Annotated in this window: 23 protein-coding genes; 20 read left to right on the plus strand and 3 right to left on the minus strand. The window is 49.1% G+C overall.

What is annotated here, in order from left to right; translation table 11 throughout:
* Positions 1–29: 29 nt before the first annotated feature.
* On the minus strand, positions 30–317 hold the full coding sequence (locus tag SGI97_07895) for a hypothetical protein (GenBank protein ID MDZ4723809.1): 288 nt from the start codon (positions 315–317) through the stop codon (positions 30–32).
* Positions 318–492: 175 nt separating this feature from the next.
* Here SGI97_07895 and SGI97_07900 point away from each other — a divergent pair, with 175 nt between their 5' ends.
* Positions 493–1,545 (plus strand): 3-oxoacyl-[acyl-carrier-protein] synthase III C-terminal domain-containing protein, encoded by a 1,053-nt coding sequence (locus SGI97_07900; protein MDZ4723810.1) that lies wholly within the window; start codon positions 493–495, stop codon positions 1,543–1,545.
* A gap of 41 nt (positions 1,546–1,586) precedes the next feature.
* Here SGI97_07900 and SGI97_07905 read toward each other — a convergent pair whose 3' ends face one another.
* A complete protein-coding gene (locus SGI97_07905) occupies positions 1,587–2,684 on the minus strand; it encodes a PDZ domain-containing protein (GenBank protein ID MDZ4723811.1) in 1,098 nt (365 codons plus the stop codon).
* Positions 2,685–2,879: 195 nt separating this feature from the next.
* On the opposite strand from SGI97_07905, the gene SGI97_07910 reads away from it, so the two are divergent.
* The 19 genes from SGI97_07910 (at position 2,880) to SGI97_08000 (ending at position 22,131) form a co-directional block, all read left to right on the plus strand.
* Positions 2,880–3,491 (plus strand): DUF4430 domain-containing protein, encoded by a 612-nt coding sequence (locus tag SGI97_07910; GenBank protein ID MDZ4723812.1) that lies wholly within the window; start codon positions 2,880–2,882, stop codon positions 3,489–3,491.
* A gap of 73 nt (positions 3,492–3,564) precedes the next feature.
* Complete coding sequence (gene kdsA, locus SGI97_07915; GenBank protein MDZ4723813.1) at positions 3,565–4,380, plus strand: 3-deoxy-8-phosphooctulonate synthase; 816 nt, start codon at positions 3,565–3,567, stop codon at positions 4,378–4,380.
* On the plus strand, positions 4,380–4,931 hold the full coding sequence (locus SGI97_07920) for an HAD hydrolase family protein (GenBank protein MDZ4723814.1): 552 nt from the start codon (positions 4,380–4,382) through the stop codon (positions 4,929–4,931). The genes kdsA and SGI97_07920 overlap by 1 nt, the downstream gene beginning before the upstream one ends.
* Positions 4,909–5,871, plus strand: coding sequence for a KpsF/GutQ family sugar-phosphate isomerase (locus SGI97_07925; protein ID MDZ4723815.1), 963 nt, complete (start codon positions 4,909–4,911; stop codon positions 5,869–5,871). The genes SGI97_07920 and SGI97_07925 overlap by 23 nt, the downstream gene beginning before the upstream one ends.
* Before the next feature lie 21 nt (positions 5,872–5,892).
* Positions 5,893–6,525, plus strand: a complete 633-nt coding sequence (locus tag SGI97_07930) for a LysE family translocator (GenBank protein ID MDZ4723816.1) — start codon at positions 5,893–5,895, stop codon at positions 6,523–6,525.
* 76 nt (positions 6,526–6,601) lie between these two features.
* The gene (locus SGI97_07935) at positions 6,602–7,579 is read left to right on the plus strand and encodes a lysophospholipid acyltransferase family protein (GenBank protein ID MDZ4723817.1); all 978 of its coding nucleotides are present in this window, start codon (positions 6,602–6,604) and stop codon (positions 7,577–7,579) included.
* A 44-nt stretch (positions 7,580–7,623) separates the two neighbouring features.
* A complete protein-coding gene (gene lptC / locus SGI97_07940) occupies positions 7,624–8,205 on the plus strand; it encodes an LPS export ABC transporter periplasmic protein LptC (GenBank protein ID MDZ4723818.1) in 582 nt (193 codons plus the stop codon).
* Positions 8,206–8,511: 306 nt separating this feature from the next.
* Positions 8,512–9,318 (plus strand): PASTA domain-containing protein, encoded by an 807-nt coding sequence (locus SGI97_07945; GenBank protein ID MDZ4723819.1) that lies wholly within the window; start codon positions 8,512–8,514, stop codon positions 9,316–9,318.
* A gap of 100 nt (positions 9,319–9,418) precedes the next feature.
* Complete coding sequence (locus tag SGI97_07950; protein ID MDZ4723820.1) at positions 9,419–10,609, plus strand: aminotransferase class V-fold PLP-dependent enzyme; 1,191 nt, start codon at positions 9,419–9,421, stop codon at positions 10,607–10,609.
* A gap of 280 nt (positions 10,610–10,889) precedes the next feature.
* A complete protein-coding gene (locus tag SGI97_07955) occupies positions 10,890–12,116 on the plus strand; it encodes an ABC transporter permease (protein MDZ4723821.1) in 1,227 nt (408 codons plus the stop codon).
* A 111-nt stretch (positions 12,117–12,227) separates the two neighbouring features.
* On the plus strand, positions 12,228–12,905 hold the full coding sequence (locus tag SGI97_07960; protein ID MDZ4723822.1) for an ABC transporter ATP-binding protein: 678 nt from the start codon (positions 12,228–12,230) through the stop codon (positions 12,903–12,905).
* 19 nt (positions 12,906–12,924) lie between these two features.
* A complete protein-coding gene (locus SGI97_07965) occupies positions 12,925–13,449 on the plus strand; it encodes a UvrB/UvrC motif-containing protein (GenBank protein MDZ4723823.1) in 525 nt (174 codons plus the stop codon).
* A 17-nt stretch (positions 13,450–13,466) separates the two neighbouring features.
* Positions 13,467–14,531, plus strand: coding sequence for a protein arginine kinase (locus SGI97_07970; GenBank protein MDZ4723824.1), 1,065 nt, complete (start codon positions 13,467–13,469; stop codon positions 14,529–14,531).
* A 71-nt stretch (positions 14,532–14,602) separates the two neighbouring features.
* Positions 14,603–17,050, plus strand: coding sequence for an ATP-dependent Clp protease ATP-binding subunit (locus SGI97_07975; protein MDZ4723825.1), 2,448 nt, complete (start codon positions 14,603–14,605; stop codon positions 17,048–17,050).
* 245 nt (positions 17,051–17,295) lie between these two features.
* Positions 17,296–17,547: a 50S ribosomal protein L27 gene (gene rpmA, locus SGI97_07980; protein ID MDZ4723826.1), complete on the plus strand. Its 252-nt coding sequence runs from the start codon at positions 17,296–17,298 to the stop codon at positions 17,545–17,547.
* 139 nt (positions 17,548–17,686) lie between these two features.
* Positions 17,687–19,009 (plus strand): M48 family metallopeptidase, encoded by a 1,323-nt coding sequence (locus SGI97_07985; GenBank protein MDZ4723827.1) that lies wholly within the window; start codon positions 17,687–17,689, stop codon positions 19,007–19,009.
* Between the two features lie 583 nt (positions 19,010–19,592).
* The gene (gene fumC / locus SGI97_07990; GenBank protein MDZ4723828.1) at positions 19,593–20,993 is read left to right on the plus strand and encodes a class II fumarate hydratase; all 1,401 of its coding nucleotides are present in this window, start codon (positions 19,593–19,595) and stop codon (positions 20,991–20,993) included.
* A 177-nt stretch (positions 20,994–21,170) separates the two neighbouring features.
* Positions 21,171–21,599, plus strand: a complete 429-nt coding sequence (locus SGI97_07995) for a methylglyoxal synthase (GenBank protein ID MDZ4723829.1) — start codon at positions 21,171–21,173, stop codon at positions 21,597–21,599.
* Between the two features lie 16 nt (positions 21,600–21,615).
* Positions 21,616–22,131 (plus strand): macro domain-containing protein, encoded by a 516-nt coding sequence (locus SGI97_08000; GenBank protein MDZ4723830.1) that lies wholly within the window; start codon positions 21,616–21,618, stop codon positions 22,129–22,131.
* A 212-nt stretch (positions 22,132–22,343) separates the two neighbouring features.
* On the opposite strand, the gene SGI97_08005 is transcribed toward SGI97_08000, so the two are convergent.
* Positions 22,344–24,035 carry an NERD domain-containing protein gene (locus SGI97_08005; protein ID MDZ4723831.1) on the minus strand — a complete coding sequence of 564 codons (1,692 nt, stop codon included), beginning with the start codon at positions 24,033–24,035 and terminating at the stop codon, positions 22,344–22,346.
* Positions 24,036–24,581: the final 546 nt, after the last annotated feature.

Genomic DNA, 24,581 nt, shown 5'->3' on the forward strand with positions numbered 1-24,581 from the left:
AAGATGTCGAGACCTAAGAAGGTTTAGACCTACCAAATATCAGAAAACATGAGATTGAGGCTTTGTTTCTTGTACCACCGTCCGCCGCGGCGGACGGTGTGATCTTCCTGTTGGTGCAGGCCAGAGATTTTCGAATCCGCCAATGGAGGACGGCCTGCACGAAAATGCAAATTGGGATCGGGCTGTGACATCTCTTCGCGCGGGACGTCCCCGGCGCCCACCTTCAAGTGGTGTCGGGCGCCCTCGCCCGCCACTATGATTGAACTGTCTGGCGGGGGCGCCTGACAGCACGTTAAGAAAACATGAGATTGTCTCATCGCCATCGCCTCCTCGCAACGACTTATCGCAATGTCATTCCAGCGCAAGCTGGAAGCCATCTTCTCTTTGTCTTTGCAGCGATTCCGCCGCGGCAGAGTGGGCTACCCATAAGAACACGCCGCCCCCAACAAACAAACCCCTTGTCCAATTCCTGTTTTCATTGTTCATTACCACATGCCACGCCTATGCGCCATCGAGACAGCCGTCCCCCAATACGCCTTTTCCCAGACCGAAATATCGCACTTCGCCGCTGAACATTTTGGGTCGCATCTGGGAGATCTGGAAAAGCTCATGCCGATATTTTCCAATGCCGGAATTGCCACCCGCTATTTTGCCAAACCCCTCGACTGGGTCGGCAGAAAACGGACAATGGCCGAGAGCAATGCCGCCTATATCGAAACCGCAACCGCGCTTTCCTTACAGGCCGTTACGGCCGTTCTCGAAAAAAACAATCTTGAGCGCAACCAAATCGATTATATCATCTATGTCAACACCACCGGACTCGCGACACCCTCAATCGATGCCCGGCTCATCAATCTGTTGAATTTCCGGCGAGACATTCGCCGAACACCCATCTGGGGTCTGGGATGCGCCGGCGGCGCGGCGGGACTTTCGCATGCCTTCCATTACGCCCAAGGACATCCCCGCGAGAGGATTCTTGTCGTCTCGACCGAACTCTGCTCGCTCACTTTTATTCCCGATGACCATTCCAAAAGCAATTTTGTGGCGACTGCGCTCTTTGCCGATGGCTCAGCCGCGGCGCTGGTTGTGGGTGATAAAGTCGAACTGCCGGGGCTGGAGATGTTGGCAAGCCGAAGTACCTTCTATCCCGATTCGCTCGATGTAATGGGCTGGAATATCGACACCAGAGGTCTTCAGGTTGTCTTTGCCCAGCGCATTCCTGATATTGTCGCTGAACATGCCAAAAAAGACCTGTCGCAATTTCTCGATGAGTGTGAGTTACGTCTTGGCGATATCAGCCAATTTCTCTTTCACCCGGGCGGAACAAAAGTGCTCCAGGCGTACGAGAATGCCCTTGGCATTACAAATGGAAGTCTTTCGCTGTCGAAAACAATTCTTTCCGAATACGGCAATATGTCATCGTGCACCGTGCTCTTTGTAATAGAGCGCTATCTAAAAGAGTACGGATTTGGGCGCGGCGGACACGGACTTGTCTCGGCCCTCGGCCCAGGATTTTGCTCCGAGTCGTTGCTGTTGGAATTGTAGGAAATCAAAAATTAAGACAGATTCAAAGGCGGTTTCGCTGGCTACTGTCCGGCCTGTTTTTCCTCAGGCTCATTGACCTTGCCGGACCGGAAAAAAAGATTTATTGTCTTTCCATCCCGGATAACGGCCACTTTGGACATGCCGTTGCCATTACCGATACCGGCATAGATTTTTTCCACAAGCTCTTTGTGTGTTTTTGGCCTGATTCCATCGACATACAGAATTGCATCGCCGACTTGTAATCCGCAGGCCGATGCCGCGCGCGAGGGATCGATATTGTCCACGACCAGTCTGTTGGACTCCTCAAGCGCGACTGAAAATCCGAACTTTCCTTTTGGGGGGATACCATCTATCTGCTCGTTTGATTCGGTCTGAGGTGCGCTGGCGTTGGCCCGAACAGTGCGAGTGGCATTGACCAGATCACCGGCGTATGATTCACTCATGAGCCATGCGCTCAATGGCTTTTCCGGCGTCAATACCCACTTGTTGTAAAGATATTCTTCGAAAAGTTCACGCGAAGGGAAATTATGCATCCAGACCGGCGAATTGATCGCAGATTGCGCCTGCCCTTGGCCAAGGGCCCGCTGGGCGGTTACCAAGGCCAATAGCATCGCAAGATTATCCCGTCGCAGGGGGCTGTCCTGCATGAGAGGGTGATTGACAATATACGGCGCAACCGGGCTGTTGCTGCGGGTTGCTTGAGTGAGCAAGCGACGCGCGAGTTGATACATAATATTTAGATACTGCTCGTTCCCGCTCGGCGCGGCTTCGACAAGCGAGCCATTTTTTATTCCCCCCACCGGAATTATTGTCGGCATCCCCTCGCCGATGCTTGGATAATAGCGAATCAGATAGATATCAAAATTCGTCTCGCTCCAACGAATCCCCGAAAGCGATTCAAGAATCGAGAGCACGTTCTGACCTGAATTCTGCCAAAATGCGGTAAGCGCGCTGTCGTTTCGGGTTACCCAGCGAATATCATTGGCGGCCGAGACGGTTGAATAATAATCAGGATAGAGATTTCTCTGGAGGCTGATGTTTTCACGGTTCAACCTTACAGCTGGCTGAGCCGAAATCGATTGAACGAATATAGAACCAAGCGCGAATACGGCGCAGGGTATGAATTTGTATCTCAACATATCTCTAAGTAACTTCTGAAAATAGGTTGAAGCAAGAAAAACTCTGTCTTCATTTGACTCGCTTTTATGTACACTTTCACTAGTCATTCTGTGGTAATTCCAATTTCAACTCAATTTATACTTGCAAGGGAGTGAAAAAATGAGCAAACTATAAGCGAAAAAATGGTCACACAAAAGCTACGGAGCATTTTAGCGATGAATAGTCCAATTGAATCCTTGTGCGCAGACCGTCTCTGGTTCTCACGAGAAGACCGTCAGGTCACACAGCGCCACGAATCACGTCAGGACTCGCCAGAACCGGAAGCAGCCACAGAGTGGTGTCGGGCGTCTCTGGACGACGCGGCAATCTCAGTTATATTTCCTTATGACTATACAACCTCCGGCTCGCACATGAGGGCATATTCCAGCACAAAGGGCATGAGCTCGTCGCCGTCTTATATTCTCATCGCGTTATTTCTACTAATTCTATCCATAGGCTGCAAGGAGAAAGACCAAGCTGCGCCTGCACTTACTCCGGATACTACCACACAGGCAGAAACCGAACGCCCGAAATCTCGCGACAGCGTCGTTGTCATGCTTGTCGGAGTAGATTCGACAACCGTTTTGGAGCTTCTCGACCGGGATCACGATCTGCGATACAAGTCCACATCGATGGGGGCATTTGTTGAGGCTATCGATTCAATAGAGCAAAGCTCCAATGCTTTTTGGATGTATTCAGTCAATGACAGCATGATCCCGATGGCAAGCGACAAGCGCTACATCACTACCGGAGATACAGTTAGGTGGATGCTTAAAGTTCGGCCGTAGTGACCTATTCGCTCCGGCAGCCGCGTTTCTTCGCTGTTTCCTTTCGGGCTTCGGCCTCGTATATTTAGGCAATATGCCAAATTCAGTTTTTTCGAGAATCGAACGGGGGGAGTTTTTCCTTATTGCCGGGCCATGTGTTGCCGAGTCGGAATCTCTCTGCCTCAAAGTCGCGGAGCACATCGCCGCTCTGGCCGAAAAACATAGGGTTCCTTATATTTTTAAGACATCGTTTCAAAAGGCCAATCGTTTATCCGGAATCTCATACACCGGCCCCGGCAGAAAAGAAGGACTTGCGATTCTTGCTAAAGTAAAAAAAGAGTTTGGATTACCTGTCCTGACTGATATTCATGAAACGGCAGATATTCCCGCCGTCGCCGAGGTTGCTGACATATTACAAATCCCGGCCCTTCTCTGCCGACAGACTGACCTTGTTGTCGAAGCCGCCAAATCAGGTCGCTGGGTTAACATTAAAAAAGGACAGTTTCTTGCCCCGGAAGATATGGCCCTTATTGCCCAAAAAGCCGATTCAAAAAAAATTATGCTCACCGAGCGCGGGACTACATTCGGCTATCGCAATCTTGTCGTCGATTTTCGCGGATTACTGATAATGAAAGAGGCCGGCTATCCGGTAATTTTCGATGCCACGCACTCGCTTCAACTTCCTGGCGGAGGAGGAACGGTCTCCACCGGACAGCCCCAATACAGCATCCCGATGGCCAAAGCCGCCGCGGCGATTGGAATCGACGGCCTTTTTATTGAGACCCACCCTGAACCATCCAAGGCCCTTTCCGATGCCGGGGCAATGCTTCCTTTGTCTAAGATGGAAGAGCTTCTTGAATCTGTTCTGACCGTGCGGATGGCATCGTCTGTGACGAAGGAGTTAGTCTGATGCTAAAATTGTCCAAAACGGCGTTTGTCGAGAAACTCAAAGGGATGAAAATGCTGGCCCTCGATGTCGATGGCGTGCTCACCGACGACACTATTTTTGTCGGACCCGGCGAAATGGAGCTCAAACAGTTTCATATATCCGACGGCTTTTTCATGACCCTCGCCCTTCGCGCCGGACTCATAATCGCCATTGTCTCGGGCAGAAAATCCGAGGCAACGGAAGTCCGTATGAAAGCGCTCGGTGTAAAATATATTCTGCAGGGAAGCGAAGACAAACTCGCCCTTTTTACGCCTCTCCTTGAGAAGCTTACCATCTCAGTTACCGATGTGGCGTATATGGGAAATGAACTGCTCGATATTCCAATCGCTGAAAAAGTAGGACTCCCCATTGCAGTCGCGGGTTCGACACAGCGTTTAATTGATGTCTCAAGTTACGTGACCGAAAAAGTCGGCGGCAAAGGAGCTGTTCGCGAAGTTCTGGAATATTATTTCGAAGCAATAAATAAAGATCCGCTGGAATATACGCCCTATGGACGTCAGACAATTCGCTAAAGAAGTCATGCGCTCAGAAGCGGCCGCAATCGAAGCAATGGCCTCGCGTCTCGACGAGCAGTTCAACGCCGCGGTCGACCTCATTCAGACCTGCGCTGGCCGCATAATTTTAACTGGTATGGGCAAATCCGGTCTCATTGCCCGCAAAATTGCCGCGACATTTAATTCCACTGGCATATCATCAATTTTTCTTCATCCCGCCGAAGCCCTTCATGGCGACCTTGGACTCATCCGCCCCGAAGACATCCTTATCATTGTGTCCAAATCAGGGCGCATGGGAGAACTGGATCCGATTATCGCCGCCTCGCGTAGACTACAGGTGAAGATAATTGTGCTGGGCGGAACGATCGACTCGCCGCTTTTCCAACGCGCCGATATCGGACTTGACTGCTCGGTTGCAAACGAAGCCTGTCCGAACAATCTTGTGCCGACCTCATCTTCAACCGCCGCTCTGGTCATGGGTGACGCGCTGGCGATAGCCTTGGTTCGGGCGCGCAATTTCACACCTGAGGATTTCGCCGGATTGCATCCGGGCGGAGCGATTGGAATGCGCCTGCTCAAACATGTTTCCGAACTCCACCACAGCGGCGACCAGATGCCGCTGGTCTGTCCGAAAGCGACCATGTCTGAAATGGTGGTTGAAATGACGGGCAAACGGCTCGGCTGTGTATTAATGAAAAATGACAATGGTACTACCGGGGGTATTTTTACCGATGGGGATTTACGACGGTTGGTAGAGCTTAAAAAAGATGTTTTTTCCATGACGGCCGAAGAAGTCATGATAAAAAATCCAAAATCTGTCTGGGAAGGGGCGTTGCTCGACACGGCCCTTGCCATGATGGAAAAATACACAATCACACAGCTTCCGACTGTCGACAGTAATCGTCAGCTAGTGGGCGTGATTCATTTACATGACATCCTCAAATCAAAACTTGTATAGATAATTATATCGGATAAATTGATGTTTGACAGTTCACAACTTCTCCTTTTTATGACCGCGACCTTGCTTCTGAATATCACGCCGGGTCCGGATATGTTGTACGTTGCCACCCGATCTATCAGTCAGGGGAAAATTGCCGGCACGGTATCGGCGCTCGGTATTGGCGGCGGATGCGTGGTGCATTGTTTGGCCGCGGCATTTGGGCTATCGGCGCTATTTATGTATTCGGCGACGGCTTTTGATGTCATCAAATATATCGGAGCTGGCTATTTGATTTATTTAGGCATACGCGCCCTCACGGCGAAACAAAGCGCGCCATCATCCGGGGTCAGATATGCCAAAGCCCCGCTCTCACAAATATTCTGGCAGGGAGTGCTAACGAATATCTTGAATCCCAAAGTTGCTCTCTTCTTTCTCGCATTTTTGCCCCAGTTCACTCATAGCGATTCGACATCGCCCGCGCTTGAAATTCTAATCCTCGGAACGATTTTTAATATTTCCGGCACTATAGTCAATATCATTGTCGCATTGGTCTTTGGACTTGCCGGACAAAGGCTCGTTCAAAAACCCAGCTTTTGGCAGTTTCAGCGCTGGATAACGAGCGCCGTATTTATCGGACTTGGCGCTAAATTATTGTTTACTGATCGCCGCTAATGTTTCACGTGGAACAATTGTCTGATCTTCAATGTAGCTCAGTGTCTTCGGCTGTTTCTCATACGTAAACTATTCTATGAGAAGATTTAAGAATATTAAACGCACTGCCGTTTTTGGTTTGGTTACAATCCTAATCGGAATCTGCAATCTCATCCCGCGACGCTTTGCAGTCTTCATCGGCGGGTGGCTTGGGCTGGCTTCGTGGGTAATCCTCAAGCGCGACAGGTATAAGACGGAGCGGCATCTTGCCTTAGTCTACGCCGGAATACATACTCCGGCAGAAATGAAAAATATCGGTCGGCAATTCTTTGTGAACAGCGGAAAAAATATTGTCGATGTCCTTCGTTTCAAAAAACACTTTGCCTCCGAAATTCGACCGTTTATCACTGTCGAAGGAATCGAGCATTGGGTGAAAGCGTTTAATCGCGGCAGAGGCGTGTTTGGCGTGACCGGACATATTGGTAACTTTGAAGTTTTAGCCGCTCTTATCGCATCGCTCGGATATCCGGTCGCAGTTATCGGAAGAGAGATGTACGACAAACGACTCGATACAACTCTCATCGAAAACCGCGCATCAGTCGGCTTGACAAATATCTCAACTTCCGACTCCCCGCGAAAGCTGATTGAGTGGTTAAAAAAAGGTGGAGTAGTCGGTGTGCTCATAGACACCGATTCCGGCCGCGTCCGCAATTGTATGATACCGACGTTTGGCCGACTTGCCAATACACCGGTCGGGCAATCCATGCTTGGTTTGCGGCTTGGGTCCGCCTTTGTTCCTGCGGTCTGTCTGCGAACTCCCGATAACCGCTACAGAGTCATTATCAAAGAGGAAGTCTGCATAAATCCAAGCGGAGATGCCGAAACCGATGCAATAGAATTGACAAAAAAATGCACCGAAGTCCTTGAGCTGATTATTCATGAGAATAAAGATCAGTGGATATGGCTGCATAATCGATGGAAAACTCCAGTTAATTCCGAGCCGGATATCAAAAGCGGGCTTATCGATGCCGATAATGAAACAATAGATAAAAATAAGTCATTAAGAGATATCTGAACTCCCTGCGCAGACACTATATTGACCTTATGATAAAAACATTTATGAACAAGCCATTTTCCATTACTGCGATTACAATACTAATCATGGCAGTTTTGTTTCAAACCGGCTGTGAGCGCAAGCCGCCCGATGGCGGTTCCGACACAATACTAATGGACTCTCTGGGACGACCGGACTCCAAGGTCACAGTCGCAAAAATCCATCTGTACGATAAGGGAACCAAAACGACCGAAATTCGGGCCGACCAAATTAGGAAATTTGAAAAGCTTGATTCGACCATGGCCTATTCTGTCGATATTGATTTCTTTGACAGTCTCGGCCATGTTCAGACGACCCTTGTGGGAGATTCCGGTGTGATCCGCGAGTCAACCAATAGATTTCATATTTTCGGCAATGTCGTCGTCTCGGTCGGTGATACGACAAAACTTGAAACAGAACATCTCATCTGGAATCCTGAAACCAAACAGATAGAGACTGATGCCTTTGTAAAAATTACGCGCCGCCAGGATGTCATCACCGGAATTGGCATGCATGCCGATAGGGAATTGACCCACATTAAAATCCTCGATCAGGTTTCGGGGACAATTGAAGATATCAATCAGATGTCTGATTCTACCATAAAATAAGATAGAGCTTACTGCTTTGAATCTTCATGCAGGCCGTCCTCCATTGGCGGATTTGAAAATCTCTGGCCTGCACCAAGGTGAAGATGGATTCTCCACCGCGCCTGCCCGCCGTGGTGGGTCACTTCGCTCCTCGCAACGACAATGTTGGAAAGGCCTGCTGTGATATTGGGCACCCCACCGCTTGCGGAAGATTTTTAGGACGATTCAGCCTTTACTGCTGCCCTATTTTTAATCTTGATTTTCACCCCGGTTTTGGAGACCCTGTGATTCTTATGGACACATACTTTTCAACTCTGTATAACGGCTATGATGCAAGTTAGAGCCACTCGTTTATCCCAGCCCGAAAGCGGACGTACCCCCTTTCTGGCTAAACCCCTTCCGCCCGGTTCAATTCAACGGAAACTGATTTTCTGGGTGGCTACGCCTCTTCTTGTCCTGCTTCTCGCAGTGCTTGTGGTGGACAAGGCGATAATGCCCAGTGTCACCCGGCAAGGTACAGAATTTCCTTTGCCAAGTTTGATGGGTCAGAGGCTTGTCGACGCCCAGATTAGCCTCTATGAGCTTGATTTGAAATATGAGATAGCCGCCCAGGAATATTCCCCCGGCAAACCGCAAGGCGTCATTTTGGGACAATTTCCTATCTCGGGCACCAAGGTTAAGTCAGATCGCACAATCAAGTTGACTCTTTCGATGGGTCAGAAAATGATAGAGATTCCCGATGTCGCCGGACGTTCAGTCAGGCAGGCAATTTTAGACCTTGAGACAGCCGGACTCATTGTCGGTGAAATAGCCTGGGCCTTTTCGGACACAATTCCTGAGAGGGTGGTAGTTTTTTCCTACCCGGCGGCGGGTTCAAACATCCCCATGGGGTCATCGGTTAATCTTATGGTCAACAGGGGACGGGCTTCGAGCTTTACCTTTGTGCCCAAAGTTATCGGTCTTCCTTTGGAGGAGGCCCGGAAGCGGCTCAAGGAGAAATCTTTGCTTGTCGGAGAGGTCACAACGCGTATAGATGAAAATTATCTGCCGGAGACGGTGCTTGAGCAGTCAGAGCCTGAAGGCGCAGAACTTGATATTAACAGCCAGATCGACCTTGTTGTCAGCTCAAGCTGATTGTATCATAGCATAGGTACTTCGTATTAAAACACATAGATAAGCTGTCGCATGGCAGCTAGTTACCATGTCTGTGGACACCAAAAGGAGGGGAGTCAAAATGAGCTCATCGCATAAACGATTCAAATCAATAGACACAAATTTGCTCCATGCCGGAGCAATCAGACCCAACATTGAAGATTCAGTTGTTACGCCGATTTTCCAGACTTCGACCTACCTGACCGGCGGAGACCGTGATTACGATGATGTGCGATATGTGCGATGCAGTAACACTCCGAACCATGCTGTCCTGCATGCCCGTATAGCCGCCATTGAATCGGCCGAATCGGCCTTGGTCACGGCAAGCGGGATGGCGGCGATAACCACGGCTATTCTCTCTATTGTTAAAACTGGCGATCATATTCTGACCCAGCGCTGTCTCTATGGCGGCACACAGATGTTCCTCAACGAGGACGCAAAGGGGCTCGGCATTGATCATATGCCTATCGATCTGAATGACCCGTCGAGTTGGCGAAAGGCTTTAAAACCAAAGACCAAGCTTCTGTATGTAGAGTCAATCAGCAATCCGCTTATGGAAGTCGGCGATTTGAAAGCGATTGTTGCTTTCGCTCGCGAACACAATCTTGTGACGATCATAGACAATACCTTTCCTTCGCCGGTGAACTTCCGCCCGATTGAAATCGGATTTGATCTTGTTGTCCACAGCGCAACCAAATACCTCAATGGCCACAGCGACATCGGCGCCGGAGCGATTGTCGGGTCGCAAGCCCGGATAACCAAAGCGACAAAACTGCTCAATCATCTCGGCGGCATGCTCGATCCGCATGCCTGCTTTTTACTTGAGCGGGGAATGAAAACAATGGGACTTCGCGTCCGACAGCAAAATCAAAACGCGCTTCAATTAGCTCAGTTTCTCTCAAAACGCGATGAAGTCTCGGAAGTACGGTACCCCGGCCTCAGTAGTGATGCAGGACACAAGTTTGCGGAAAAACTTTTCGACGGTTACGGCGGCATGCTTGCCTTTTATCTGAAATCAGATGCCATGGCTGAGCCGTTTCTCAACAGTGTGACTATTCCCCTCCATGCCGTGTCACTGGGAGGCGTAGAATCATTAGTGGTGCGTCCATCGCGCAGTTCCCATGCCGGTCTGACAGCCAAAGAGCGCGAAGCTTTGGGCGTGACTGATGCCCTCATCCGCGTTTCAGTTGGTATAGAAAATATAGATGAACTTATCGAGGATTTCAGCGCGGCGCTTTCGATGTCACATGTGAAAGAAGCAAAACGCGCGTAAGACATATTAAGAATGGTTTAGCGGCAGTTTATACTTAAGCGGATGTCGATTGTGAATCCAGTTTGGATATTGTTGGGTTTATATCACACCATTTTAATGTTCTTGAAACCGAACACTATGGCCCATATCTATTCTTACATCCGTTTATCAGAGTAAACAAATACCGAAAGGGATTGCTTGTCCACCAACAAGTCGTGTATACTTCTGTGGTATGATGATTATAAAAGCCTGCTTTACTACCTTCTTGCGGCCAATGCGGAAATTGTTTTCTTTTTGATTTATGAATTTTGAACGATTTATCGCTCGGCGCTATTTTCATTCAGGGCGTTTCTTCATTTCCGTTTCAACCTGGATAACAATCTTAGGTGTTATGCTTGGTGTGGCGACGGTATGCTTTGTCATGTCCATGCACAACGGATTCGAATCGGAAATACGAACCCGTCTGCTTGGCACAACCTCCCATGTCTCAATTTTCCCGTCACAAGGCGGACTTATCGAAAACTATGACGTCATTGTCTCACAGGTCCAGCGTATGCCGGGCGTGGTGGCGGCTTCGCCATTTATTTTTTATAAGGCAGGGATTTCGTCTGCATCGGCTGGCGACGGAATCATCATTCGAGGTATTGAACCCGAACAAGAAAATCGGACTTCGGAAATAGAACGGGATATAAAGGCCGGCGAATACGGATTCAGTGAAACGGTTACTCACGATGACACGCTCTCGGGGATCATGCTCGGAAGTGGTTTGGCAGACAGACTCGGCGTCTTTCTTGAAGATCCGGTGGTACTATATTCAATGAGGGGCGAAGACCTTCAGAAAAACATACGGCCTCGAGTCGCCAAATTTTTAGTCACAGCAATTTTTGAAACAGGCATGTACGAGTTTGACGGCCAGCTTGCATATATATCACTTTCCTCAGCACAGGATTTATTCAAGACCGGCAATACCGCCACAGCGGTGCATTTGAAACTGAATGATATCAATGCCGCCGAAAGTGTCGCTCGTGAGATTGATTCGGCGCTGGACTATGAATACGACGTTGTGCCTTGGACAGTTCTGCATAAGAACTTGTTTACCTGGATTGCCATTGAGAAGAAAATACTCTTTCTCGGTTTCACACTGATAGTTATTGTCGCCGCCTTTTCAATCATCTCAACCCTCGTTATGCTGACGATGGAGAAGAGAGCGGAAATTGGAATATTGAAAACAATGGGAACAACACCCGGCGCAATAAGAAAAATTTTCGTCTATAAAGGACTGATGATTGCAGTGGTCGGAGTCATACTCGGCTGGACGCTTGCCGCGATTGCGGCTTGGGTGCAGAACACATATGAGATAATAACATTGCCGGGGGACATTTACTTTATCTCATATTTGCCGATAGATGTACATCTGATGGATTTTGCCATCGCAGGGCTTGTCACTGTCCTCATCTGTTTTGCCGCCGCAATCTATCCTGCCGATCAAGCCGCTCGTATGTCCGTGGTTGATGTCTTAAGACAATAATAAGGTTGAATTTGGATATGTTGCTAAATCTTTGCTGAAATATGGCGAAAATCATTGTAACGCCTTAGTATAACTAATAGGACTGTAAAAAACGAAATGACGGACGAAGTAATGCACATTCTATCTGCTAACAATGTCTATCGGGATTTTAAAACGGCAACGGGCACGTTGTCTGTCTTAAAGGGTATATCTATGAACTTGCAGAAGGGTGAAACTGCCGCCGTGACAGGCGCTTCCGGTGTCGGCAAATCAACTCTTCTGCATATTCTGGGCGGATTGGACAAACCGACTCGAGGCGAAGTTTCTATCAGCGATGTTCCCCTTCACAGCCGATCAGAAAAAGAGCTTGCCCGTTTTCGAGTGAACACTGTCGGGTTCGTCTTTCAGTTTCATTACCTTCTTGATGATTTTACCGCTCTTGAAAATGTCATGATCCCCCATCTTCTTGCTGGTCGCAAGACCGCCGAGGCCGCCGAGCGGGGGGAACAACTCCTGCAGGAGGTCGGTTTGAGTGAAAGGAGAGGTCACCGCCCGAAAGAACTGTCTGGAGGTGAGCAACAACGAGTCGCTGTCGCGCGTGCGCTGGCCAATAATCCAGCGGTTGTCCTTGCCGATGAACCATCTGGAAATCTCGACACGGCAACTGGAGGCGCGTTGCACGAGCTGCTCTTTCGACTCGCCCGGGAAAAACAAGTGACATTTCTGATTGCCACACACAATCGGGATTTGGCTGCTCATTGCGACCGCGAATTTCAAATGGCCGATGGACGCATAGTCGAAGTACGTTGAGCTGGAGAAAAGATAGTATATGGTATGTCAGGATTGTAAAAAACGCGAAGCTCAGGTTCACCTTACCCAGATTGTGAACAATGAAAAGCTGATGCTTTCACTGTGCCGCGAATGCGCCGCGGCTCGTGGATTCAACTCCCCGTTGGATAATATGCCGTTTCCATTGGCAGAAATCCTGGCTGGACTGGCCAAGGATATCGCCGTCTCGACTGGACATTTTCCGACTGAACCGCTGGAGTGTGCCCATTGTAAACTGACATTTGACGAGTTCACTAAACTTGGCCGGTTCGGATGCGGGCGGTGCTACGCGGCATTCAGACCCCGGCTTGAGTCGATCATGAGAAAAATTCACGGCGCAGCCATTCACAGAGGGAAAAATCCCAACATTCAGACCACGGGGTTTGACAACACCCTGCCGGTGAAGGAAGAAGAACGATTAGAGGCTCGATTGCGGAAAGCAATTGAAGACGAAGATTTTGAACGCGCGGCCGAACTAAGGGATAAACTGCGTTCGGTTAAGGAAAGTTTTCCCGTTGATAAATAACGGGAGAGGGCAGTAAAATGACTACAATGTTTGAAGACATGGCAAAATCGCCCGCCGCATGGCTCTCCGGTAAAGGCGAAGAAGCGTTGGTGGTTCTTTCCACCCGCGTACGGCTTGCCCGAAATGTGGCAGGCTGCAATTATCCGACTTCCTCAGACAGCGAGACGCGCCGCAGAGTTATCACCTACTTTGATTCTTCGGTGACGCGATCCAAATCCCTTGCTCAGGGAATGTATTTCAAAGCATCTGATATCGACGAGATGGGCCGAGATTTTCTTGTCGAACGACATTTGATTTCTCCGGTTTTCCTCACTGGCGATTCGTCGAAGGCTCTTTGGATCGGGGCCGAGGAGCGGGTTTCAGTGATGGTCAATGAAGAAGACCACCTCCGTGTGCAGGCCCTCTCCCCGGGACTTGATCCCCAAGGCTCATTTACTTTGGCAATGCAATATGAGAGCGAGATAGGCCGGTATCTTGAGTACGACTATGATCCCGATTTTGGATATCTGACGGCCTGTCCGACAAATGCCGGTACAGGGATGAGAGCATCGGTGCTTATTCACCTGCCCGGGTTGGTTCTCACCCGAGATATAGATAAGGTGATATCCCGTATTACCCGTACCGGTCTGATAGTACGCGGATTCTACGGGGAAGGCTCGGATGTTTTAGGAAATCTTTTCCAAGTTTCCAATCAAAATACGCTGGGCGTCTCAGAATCTGATATATTGAATCAGATAACACGAGTGACCCGTGAAATAATAGACGACGAAGCCCAAGCGCGGACGCGTCTAATGGATGAAGCGGCTGATATGATTGAAGACAAAATCTGGCGCGCGTATGGCATCCTCAAAAATGCGCGGATGCTGACTGCGGATGAAGTGATGAATCTGCTCTCTGCGTTACGCCTTGGTCATGCTATGAAAATTATCGATTTCCTTTCTATACCGTTGATTAATGACATTCTACTTCTCTCTCAGCCGGCGCACCTTCAGAAATTTTACGGACGCGAGCTTGATACAAGCAAACGCGACTTCGTGCGAGCGCAGATGGTAAGAGAGAAGTTGCGGAACACAGGCGTGTAAGATACTGTTTATGTATTGCATGAGTATGTATGTGAACGTATATTGCATTTAGAAGCAAAGGATATAAAACCATGAACGAGATGTTTACCGAGTCAGCCCGCAAGGCAATCGAATATGCCCGCGACGAAGCCGCGCGCCTCAGACATGACTATATCGGTACCGAGCATCTCCTGCTGGGTTTGATTCGTCTTGGCGAGGGACGGGCAGTTGATGTCATCAACAATTTAGGTCTTGATCTTGACGACCTCAAAGTCTCCATCGAGGAAGTCGTACAGCCCTCCGGCGGCACCATGACGATGGGCCAGTTGCCGTTGACCGCGCGCGCGAAAAAGACGCTTGAGGTTTCAGGTCAGGAAGCGCGTGCGCTCAAATCAAAAGATATCGATACCGAACACATTCTTCTCGCTCTGCTCAAAGACGAGGAAGGTGTAGCGGCGCAGGTACTGTCGACCTATGAAATAGATTATAAAGAAGCCTACGAAGAGCTTAAGAATATCCAGAACGGCAAACCGTCGTCTTATAAGAAGAAGCGAAAAAAATCAAAGACACCGGCCCTTGACCATTTTGGCCGTGACCTGACTGAACTCGCCCGACGCGGTAAGCTTGATCCTATTATCGGACGCGAAAACGAAATCGAGCGCGTCTGTCAGGTTCTCTCACGCCGCAAAAAGAACAATCCGGTGCTTATTGGCGAACCGGGTGTAGGCAAGACGGCTATTGCCGAAGGACTTGCCCAGCGAATTGTCGAAGGTAACGTTCCGCAGACTTTGGAAAACAAGCGGGTCGTTACGCTCGATATGGCATCGCTTGTGGCTGGCACAAAATACCGCGGCCAGTTTGAAGAACGCCTCAAAGCAGTCATGAATGAAATTATCAACTCATCCGATGTCATTATCTTCATCGATGAGCTCCATACTATAGTAGGCGCAGGCGGAGCCGAAGGCTCGCTCGATGCCTCGAACATTTTCAAGCCGTCGCTTGCGCGCGGCGAACTTCGCTGTATTGGCGCGACTACATTAAATGAATACCGCAAGTATATTGAAAAAGACGGCGCTCTCGAACGACGTTTCCAGACCGTTATGGTCGAGCCGCCCTCTGAAGAGGATACCATTCGTATTCTTAAAGGACTTCGTCCAAGATACGAAGAACACCACAAGCTGAACATCTCCAATGAGGCAATTGAAGCCGCGGTGAAACTGTCCAACCGATATGTTTCAGGCAAATACCAGCCCGATAAGGCCATTGACCTTATCGACGAAGCCGGTTCACGCGCCCATCTCTCGACCTACACCCGTCCGGAAAAGTTCTCCGAAGCCGAAGGTCGTTTGACTGAATTGCAGCACAAAAAAGAAGAAGCTGTAAAGAATCAGGCTTTTGAAACAGCTGCTCAGCTTCGCGATGAAATCAAGGCGGAAAAAGAGCGCCTGACCGAAATGCAGAAGAAGTGGGAAGAACAACGCGAGAAAGAAAAAATCACCCTTACGGCCGACGATGTCGCCTCCGTTTTGGCCAAGATGACTGGTATACCGCTCTTCAGACTCGAAGAAAAGGAATCACAGCGTCTGCTTCGCATGGAAGATGAACTTCGCAAAACTGTGGTCGGACAAGACGAGGCAATCGGAGTCCTCTCCAAAGCAATTCGCCGCGCCCGAGCAGGACTTGGCGATCCACGCCGGCCAATCGGTACCTTTATCTTCCTCGGTCCTACCGGTGTCGGTAAGACTGAATTGGCCAGAGAACTCGCGGCATTTCTGTTTGATGACGCCGATTCCCTCATTCGAATTGATATGTCCGAGTATATGGAGAAGTTTGCCATATCCCGTTTGATCGGCGCTCCCCCTGGATATGTTGGTTACGAGGAAGGCGGCCAGTTGACTGAAAAAGTTCGCCGCAAACCATACTCGGTTGTTCTTTTGGATGAAATTGAAAAAGCGCATCCCGATGTGTTTAATATCCTCTTACAGTTGATGGATGACGGCTCGCTCACCGATTCGTTTGGCCGCAAGGTCGATTTCCGCAACACGGTGGTCATCATGACTTCGAATGTCGGAACCAAGCAATTGCGCGATTTGAAGCAGGTTGGATTCGGCGCGGAAAATGTCGAACTCCCATTTGAGACGATTAAGAAGAAAATCACCGATGAGTTGAAGAAGCTCTTCAATCCGGAATTGCTCAATCGAATCAACGAGACGATTATCTTCCATTCACTCGACCGTCATCACATCAAATCGATAATCGATATTCTCTCGGTTGATATTGCCAAACAACTCGCCGAGCGCGGCATTAGTTTTAAGCTCACCGATGGAGCCAAAGAATTTCTGGTAGAAAAAGGATACGATCCGGCCTATGGCGCTCGTCCGCTCAAACGGGCAATCCAGCGCTATCTCGAGGATCCGCTTGCCGAGGAGATTCTCCGCGGTCAGTATGCCGGGGATCTGGACCTGACAATCGGCGCAGGTGTCGACCAGTTGACATTCTCTTTCAATAGTCCGCTGGTGAAAGAAGAAAAAGTCGGCTAAGATAAAATTTAGAAGCTGAGAACCATTATCGAAATCGAGGCCGTTGTTTGCGGCCTCGATTTTTTATAAACAGATAAGCGCAAGGCTTGTAACGAGCAAGTTAAGTGATTGCCTTGCAATGAAATAAATCTTCCGCTTGCGCTTTTGATGAACTTGGCTATATTAGTCGACTGTGGCAATGCTTTTTTGAGAGCAAAGCCAATTTGTATCGTTAAAGAATTGTTGGAAATAATAGAGGTTTTACAATGGCACACAAAAAAGGCGTAGGCTCATCGAAGAATGGCCGTGACTCAAACGCCCAACGACGCGGGACAAAAGTATACGGCGGCCAGGCGGTATCTGCCGGTTCAATTATAGTCAGACAGTGCGGCACTCCCATCAAGCCGGGAATCAATGTCGGACTTGGCAAAGACCATACACTGTTCGCCAAAGTGACCGGTGTGGTCACCTATGAGCGTGTTGGCAAAACTGGCAAACGGGTCTCGGTCTACGAGTAAGTTTTTTTAATTTTGCTTTGATTTTCAAAACCGCTCTGGTGAAAGCCCGAGCGGTTTTTTTTTGTGATTGATGTGATCGACCCGTTCCGCCTTGACTTCTATCTTAACTGTTTCTACGTTCTAAAGGCAAGCGACCTATATGAGAAGAAAACCAGCCATACTATCAAAAGTCATTCCATCATTATTGTCTGTCCTATTCTTGTCTGTCACAGCCAGCTTACTTGCCCAGACAGACAGTGCGCATGTCTCTCAGTCTTATCTTGTCGAGTCAAGCGAGGTTGTAACGATTATCCCAGAGACAACGGTAATACTCGATGACTCAACCGGCGAACAAATCTATCCCCTCTCGCCCGAGCGTCAGCAATTATTGATTGAATACTCAGACTTGAGAAACAAATGGCGCTTTGTTGATTTCTTTGGCACAATTGCGCTTCTGGCTATTCTCTTATTCACCAAACTCTCAGCAAGAATGCGTGACTGGGCCGCTATTGGACGAAATGGATTTCTCGCTCTATGGATATATTGGGGGCTATTTGTTCTTGCCAGCTATCTCCTCAGCTTTCCGTTACATTACTATCGAGACTTTGTTGTCGAAAAAGAGTTCGGTTTTCTCAATCTGACTTTTGGAGGCTGGTTGAGCGAAGACCTACTCATGCAATTGCTCACATTCGCCATCGGAATTATCCCCCTGTGGATTTTCTACACTATGGTGAAGCGCTTTGCCAACTGGTGGCTTTGGTTTTCATTGGCTGTCATCCCGTTGATCGTCATATCGGTTGTGCTTGTTCCGGTTTTCATTTCGCCTCTCTTTAACGATTTCAAACCGCTTTCAGATAAACAATTGGAAGCTCAAATTTTGTCGCTGGCGGAATCGGTTGGAATCGAAGGTTCGGACGTGTTCGAGGTGAATGCTTCCAAGCAGTCCAGCAAAATCAATGCTTATGTCACCGGCCTGTTCAATACCAAACGCATCGTCCTCTACGACACGCTTTTGAAGAACTTTACCAGAGACGAAATTCTCTTTGTCATGGGACATGAGATGGGGCACTATGTTTTGCACCATGTCTGGCAGGGATTGGCGCTCGGTATTCTGATTATTGTCGCCTCGCTCTGGCTTATCAGTAGATTAATTCATGGGGAGATACGACGCAACGCGCACCGATTCGGCTTTGACCATCTGAGCGATTTTGCCTCATTGCCCTTGGTATTGCTATTCATCACCGTCATCTCATTTTTCTCCGAACCAATCAGCAACAGTTTCAGCCGCTCCATAGAGCACCGCGCTGATGTGTACGGCATGGATGTCACGCCTATTTCCGGCGAGAGCGCCGCGACTGCATTCGATAAGCTTGCGGTGTTCAACCTCGCCGATCCTGACCCGCATCCGCTGATTGAATTCTGGTTTTACAGCCACCCGGCGCTGAAGAAGCGGATGGAGTTTGTACGCTCGGTAAGGGAGTAGGTGTTGTGAGTCGCGCCCATTAGGCCGCTCCTCGAACGTCCGTCGTAATGTCATTCCAGCGCAAGCGGGAAACCAGTATTGGTTTTCGTGTGGGACGCCCCCGACTCGGGTCGTTGACCCAGTCACGCACCAAGTGACCGTCAGGTCACACCGCCCTAAGAAGGCCGGCAAGACCTAACGGAACAGGTTGTCGGTTCGATATTACTTGTACCACACTCCCGACATTCGTCGGGACGATGTGATCTTTTATTACCCTCTACCCCTGGGAGAGGGGAGGGGGAGGGCTTATTCATGAGCAATACAGAATAGCTGAACCGTTCGCCTGCGGCGAACCGCGGTGGAATCGCTACAAGATCAAGACTGAACAAGATCAAGAGAACCCTCCCAGCGGGCAGGCATGAGATTACCATCCGCCACAGGCGAACTCAAAAGCGAAACTCGCAATGACGTGTTGAGAATGTCTCCTTCGATTTTGGTCCCCCCCGTCAGACGGTGCGATCTTGTTCTTGCCTACTTGCTGTCGCCATTCAACTCTGTATATTACCGGCAGTTATTTTTTATAATTGAGTGAGGGTAGAGAGCAATGTCATTTCGCAGAGAGTCTGATTCGATGGGAGACATCAAGGTCCCAACCGGCCGGTATTGGGGAGCGCAGACCGCTCGATCGCTGAACTATTTCAGAATCGGCAACGAACGCATGCCGCGCGAACTCATTCGCGCTTTTGGTATTTTGAAAAAAGCAGCCGCCCAAGTCAATATGGAGCTTGGGTTGCTCGCTCCTGAAAAAGGAGACCTGATAATTCATGCCGCCGATGAAGTTATTGCAGGCAAACTCGATGAACATTTCCCGCTTGCGATTTGGCAGACAGGGTCAGGGACCCAGACGAATATGAACGCCAACGAGGTCATCGCAAACCGCGCCATCGAACTTGGCGGAGGCGAAATGGGAAGCAAGAAACCAATTCATCCTAACGATGATGTCAATAAAGCGCAGTCATCAAACGACACATTTCCCACCGCAATGCATATCGCGGTAGTCGAAGAAATTCATCGCCGGCTCATTCCGATGATAACGATTTTGAGGGATACTTTCGCATCCAAATCCGAAAAATTTGCGAAAGTTATCAAAATCGGCCGCACGCATTTGATGGACGCCACACCGTTGACACTTGGACAGGAATTTTCCGGATATGTTCAGCAACTGACAAATGATCTGGACCGAATAAATGATTCACTCAAACGGCTCTACCCGCTGGCCCTTGGCGGAACAGCGGTCGGCACGGGGCTAAATACGCATCCCGATTTTGCCGTAAAATCCGCTGAGCGCATCGCAAAACTGACCAACCGTCCCTTTGTCAGTGCGCCAAACAAATTCGAAGCTCTTGCGGCGCACGACGCCCTTGTCGAGTTCTCGGGTGTGCTGAAAACGATAGCATGCTCTCTCATGAAAATCGCCAATGATATCAGATGGATGGCATCGGGGCCGCGGAGCGGAATCGGCGAAATCATTATTCCTGAAAATGAACCGGGTTCTTCAATCATGCCCGGCAAAGTCAATCCCACTCAGTCCGAAGCGATGACTATGGTGTGCGCTCAGGTTATGGGCAACGATGTCGCGGTAAATATTGGCGGGGCATCCGGTAATTTTGAATTGAACGTATTTAAACCGCTCATTGTGCATAATGTTTTGCAGTCGATCCGACTGATTGCCGATTCAGCGCAGATGTTCAATGATCATTGCGCAGTTGGAATTGAACCAAATCACACAGTAATCGAGCGCCATTTACAAAACTCGCTCATGCTGGTCACTGCGCTCAATCCGCATATCGGCTATGATAATGCGGCCAAAGCGGCTAAAAAAGCGCATGTTGAAGGCACAACGCTGAAAGAGGCCGTTCTGGCTCTTGGCTTATTGACGGCAGCAGAATTCGATATACATGTGCGGCCGGAAACCATGATTGGCCCAAGCAAGAATATCCAATGATAAAAACAAGGCGATACATCCTTGCACCGCCTTGCTCTACAGATAGCTCTCTAAATCGCCCTTCCTCGAGCGATCTATAGTTTATAACCTTTTGAAGAGTGAAAAGGTTCAGACACACTTCGAAAAGCCGGAGAATTTTATGAGTAGAAAAACGATAGCGATTCACCAGATTAAAAGATTGCATTGGTTGCTCATGACAACAAAAAGCATGACCTTATTGAGTGGGCAAGATACAATGTCAAACTCCTCGATGAACATGTCATCTATGCTACCGGCACAACTGGCAACCTGTTGGAAGAGGAACTGGGTTTTAAAGTAGTCAAGTTACAGAGCGGCCCTCTTGGTGGAGACCAGCAGATTGGATCAAAGATTGCCGAAGGCGAGATTGATTTTCTCATTTGTTTCTGGGATCCCCTTGAACCTCTCTCTCACGATCCGGATATTAAAGCCCTTCTGCGCATGGCGGTTGTCTGGAATATACCAATGGCCTGCAATCGCACCACGGCGGACTTTTTGATCTCATCGCCGCTTATGGATGAACCATATATGCGAATTGTCCCTGATTATGAGGGCTACACCAAAAGGAAAATTATCAGCAGCATGTAGCTGATACTTTTTTTGTATGCCCATTGCGATTGAGATAAAACAGGGCTCGCTACTTTCGGCCTCCACGCAGGCTATAGTTAATGCGGCAAATAATAAATTCTGGATGGGGAGTGGAGTTGCTGGCGCGATCAAAGCCGCAGGCGGCGATTCTATCGAAACCGAGGCAATGGCCAAAGGGCAGGTTATGCCGGGCGAGGCGATTTATACATCTGCCGGAAAACTCCCATTCAAATATATTATCCATGCCGCGACCATGGGACAGGATTTGCGAACCAATGATAAGCTGATACGACAGGCGACTGTGGCATCGCTTGTTCTGGCGGAAAAACTCAAAGTCGAATCAATCGCCTTTCCGGCCTTCGGAACCGGTGTGGGCGGTTTTCCCATACGGGCTTCCGCAAACATCATGATCAAAGCTGCACATGGATTTGAAGGGCTGGCGCAATCAGTCAAAGCAATTCAGTTTTGGTTGTTGGATGATGTTATGTACAAGATATTTTTGGATGCGAGTAAGAGGCTCAGCGAAGAATAAGTCGTGAGCGTATGCTTTATCAGACGAGTTGCGAGATGAGATTATAACTATATCTTCTGTTTCCTAAGATGATATCACCGTCCCCAACGCCTGCCCTCTGTGGCGGGTTCTTCGATATTAGTAGGTCAGGATCCCAGTGATCCTGACGCTTTCTCAGGTGCGCGACAGGGACGCCCGACTTGCCGCGTATGAGATAAGGTTGCAAGTCGCGCTTACTTCTTTTCTCTCAGAGGAACTCCCAAGTCACGAAGTGTCTTTTCTATTGTCTTCTGATACAATACATGGAGTACGGCCATTGGCCGTGTCAGACCAACATACAAAATCTCTTTGAGGTTGTGCGCGAGATCGTCGTCTAGTTCGCACAGGATGACAACCTTGCTTTCCAGCCCTTTGAAACGCTGTGCTGACATGCATAGCAGGTCGGAATCTTTCTGGCGCTCGGCGACTAATCGGAACGGGCCGATTTTATTCCCGTAGACCAAGGCCGTGCGCTTTTGCGACTTGGTGCCCAGCACAACAATATCCTTTCTCTCAAATTCCTGTTCGAAAAGTTGGGACAGTTTCAGCTCGATCAGAGCAAGCATTTCGCTGGAATCCGCGTAGGAGTCGAACCGCACCGCGGGCCCATCGACCCCACTGGGCTCGATATGATCGGGAAGATGGCAGGTGCGCTTGACCACTGAAAATATCTGGTTGGTATTGCGTACGTTTTGACAGAGCTCCAAAGGCATAGTCTCGATCGGGTATTTGTTGCTACCTTTATATATGTTTTGTCCGCCGTCAGAAAAGATATATAAATAGGTGGGATCGGTATTTCTCAGGAGCATTTCAAGCATCATCCAGTGGTTCTCTTTGAAGTCCTGCCCTTCGTCGACTACGATTGCATCGAACCTCTTGGGAAGTGCATTGACATAGGAAGTAAAGTGGTTGGGAAGATCTTCGGCCCAAAAAGACTCATGGTCCAGACGAGTCAGGGGATAACTGGCATCAGTGAGCCACTCCAAACAAAGCTCAAGAAATGGTCCGACCGTGATGCGTTCATGTCCCATACACTCTCTCCGTAAGTGTTGCGCCAAGGGCTGGTTGAAACAGGTCAAGAGAACATCCTTGCCAGCCTCAGCCAGCATTTTCGCCTTGTGAATAGCCAGCGTAGTTTTACCCGATCCGGCGCATCCATGGATTCTGCAACGCTGATATTCTCGACACATGGTGAGCACCTTGAGCTGCTGTTCAGTTAGGCGAATGAGGCGATCTGATACTTCACGAATGCGGTTGGCTTCCAATTCTTTTCCAAGAAGAGCTCGGTCGCCATACAGTGACGAAACTCCTCTAAGAATGGCCTGACCCACTGACGGCTGCAACTTTCTCTTGGGAAATGCCTCGCTGAAGAGAGTTTTTATTGAGGTTCTAAAATCAAACAGGCTTTCCTGATCCATTATCTGCCAAGCATTCACATTTGCCCGCAGGTTTCCCTTTTCCAGCACACAATCAGGGAAGATAGCCGCGTGATGATGCGGCAGGAACTCTCCGGACAGTTTTGGCTGACGCAACAGGAGTTTCAAGATCACTCGGCTCGCCGCCGCCGCTTGATCGAACGGATCTTTAATCTCCGAGGAGATATCATTTCGATCAGTGCTTTTCCAGCAGCGTAAATCGGGCTCATAGCTGCAACGCCCTCCTTTGACTTCGAGAATCACGAAGCCATATTCGGGATCAACGATTACAAAATCGATCTGCCCTTCAGGCTTCGAACCCTCTAATGATGGTTCATTCCAAGTGAGATCGTGAAAGACATGATACTGATCGGGAAGTTCTTTGGCGGCTTTATCATAGACGTGCTTTTCTGAAGAATTGCGGCTTGCGCTAAAGGCCTCGCTTAACCGACGAGGATGCATGTGTGCCATCGAATTCTCCTCTCCCTGAATGCCTTTCTGACTTGAGAACTGAGGCTTTCTAATGGAAAAAAGTCCGGTTCACAAAATCAATAATCTCTACTATAGCCCTGAACAATAATAAGTACCAAGGACAGATCTGCAAGGAAAATCATTTTCGTGACTAGTGTACGTCCCGCCCCAGCGGACTTGAAAGCCCCGAGCACCAGCATACCTATGAGGAGCTTTGTAGCCCACCCAATGGGTTGGTTTTTGTATCCCCGGTGGGAGGACAATCTGATTCTGAGATATAGTACACGACAGAGACGTCCCGCACGAAAAAAAACAGAGAGTGTCGGCTTTATGTTCTGGTACCCCACTGCTTGCAGTGGGTCCTTCCGAATTGTGTCGGGCAGAGGGCATCCGACCTCGCACACAAAAAAAAGTCCCGCATTTCTGCAGGACTTTTTTGTTTATATGCGTGCTAAGTCAAATTGAAAAATCAATCATGACAATTATGCGCTCATAATTACCAGCTGCGACCGCCACGGTCACCGCCGCCGCTGCTGCTACGGTCAC

The organism is Candidatus Zixiibacteriota bacterium (assembly GCA_034439475.1).
In the GTDB taxonomy this organism is placed as follows: domain Bacteria; phylum Zixibacteria; class MSB-5A5; order GN15; family FEB-12; genus JAWXAN01.

What these genes read in the sequence shown, in the direction of transcription:
- SGI97_07950 (MDZ4723820.1), top strand. Translation starts at nt 9,419, where the DNA reads ATGAGCTCATCGCATAAACGATTCAAATCAATAGACACAAATTTGCTC.
- SGI97_07930 (MDZ4723816.1), top strand. Translation starts at nt 5,893, where the DNA reads ATGTTTGACAGTTCACAACTTCTCCTTTTTATGACCGCGACCTTGCTT.
- SGI97_07910 (MDZ4723812.1), top strand. Translation starts at nt 2,880, where the DNA reads ATGAATAGTCCAATTGAATCCTTGTGCGCAGACCGTCTCTGGTTCTCA.
- lptC (MDZ4723818.1), top strand. Translation starts at nt 7,624, where the DNA reads ATGAACAAGCCATTTTCCATTACTGCGATTACAATACTAATCATGGCA.
- kdsA (MDZ4723813.1), top strand. Translation starts at nt 3,565, where the DNA reads ATGCCAAATTCAGTTTTTTCGAGAATCGAACGGGGGGAGTTTTTCCTT.
- SGI97_07960 (MDZ4723822.1), top strand. Translation starts at nt 12,228, where the DNA reads ATGCACATTCTATCTGCTAACAATGTCTATCGGGATTTTAAAACGGCA.
- SGI97_07935 (MDZ4723817.1), top strand. Translation starts at nt 6,602, where the DNA reads ATGAGAAGATTTAAGAATATTAAACGCACTGCCGTTTTTGGTTTGGTT.
- SGI97_07955 (MDZ4723821.1), top strand. Translation starts at nt 10,890, where the DNA reads ATGAATTTTGAACGATTTATCGCTCGGCGCTATTTTCATTCAGGGCGT.
- SGI97_07975 (MDZ4723825.1), top strand. Translation starts at nt 14,603, where the DNA reads ATGAACGAGATGTTTACCGAGTCAGCCCGCAAGGCAATCGAATATGCC.
- SGI97_07920 (MDZ4723814.1), top strand. Translation starts at nt 4,380, where the DNA reads ATGCTAAAATTGTCCAAAACGGCGTTTGTCGAGAAACTCAAAGGGATG.
- SGI97_07985 (MDZ4723827.1), top strand. Translation starts at nt 17,687, where the DNA reads ATGAGAAGAAAACCAGCCATACTATCAAAAGTCATTCCATCATTATTG.
- SGI97_08005 (MDZ4723831.1), bottom strand. Translation starts at nt 24,035, where the DNA reads ATGGCACACATGCATCCTCGTCGGTTAAGCGAGGCCTTTAGCGCAAGC.
- SGI97_07925 (MDZ4723815.1), top strand. Translation starts at nt 4,909, where the DNA reads ATGGACGTCAGACAATTCGCTAAAGAAGTCATGCGCTCAGAAGCGGCC.
- SGI97_07970 (MDZ4723824.1), top strand. Translation starts at nt 13,467, where the DNA reads ATGACTACAATGTTTGAAGACATGGCAAAATCGCCCGCCGCATGGCTC.
- SGI97_07895 (MDZ4723809.1), bottom strand. Translation starts at nt 317, where the DNA reads ATGAGACAATCTCATGTTTTCTTAACGTGCTGTCAGGCGCCCCCGCCA.
- SGI97_08000 (MDZ4723830.1), top strand. Translation starts at nt 21,616, where the DNA reads ATGCCCATTGCGATTGAGATAAAACAGGGCTCGCTACTTTCGGCCTCC.
- SGI97_07945 (MDZ4723819.1), top strand. Translation starts at nt 8,512, where the DNA reads ATGATGCAAGTTAGAGCCACTCGTTTATCCCAGCCCGAAAGCGGACGT.
- SGI97_07905 (MDZ4723811.1), bottom strand. Translation starts at nt 2,684, where the DNA reads ATGTTGAGATACAAATTCATACCCTGCGCCGTATTCGCGCTTGGTTCT.
- SGI97_07965 (MDZ4723823.1), top strand. Translation starts at nt 12,925, where the DNA reads ATGGTATGTCAGGATTGTAAAAAACGCGAAGCTCAGGTTCACCTTACC.
- SGI97_07900 (MDZ4723810.1), top strand. Translation starts at nt 493, where the DNA reads ATGCCACGCCTATGCGCCATCGAGACAGCCGTCCCCCAATACGCCTTT.
- rpmA (MDZ4723826.1), top strand. Translation starts at nt 17,296, where the DNA reads ATGGCACACAAAAAAGGCGTAGGCTCATCGAAGAATGGCCGTGACTCA.
- fumC (MDZ4723828.1), top strand. Translation starts at nt 19,593, where the DNA reads ATGTCATTTCGCAGAGAGTCTGATTCGATGGGAGACATCAAGGTCCCA.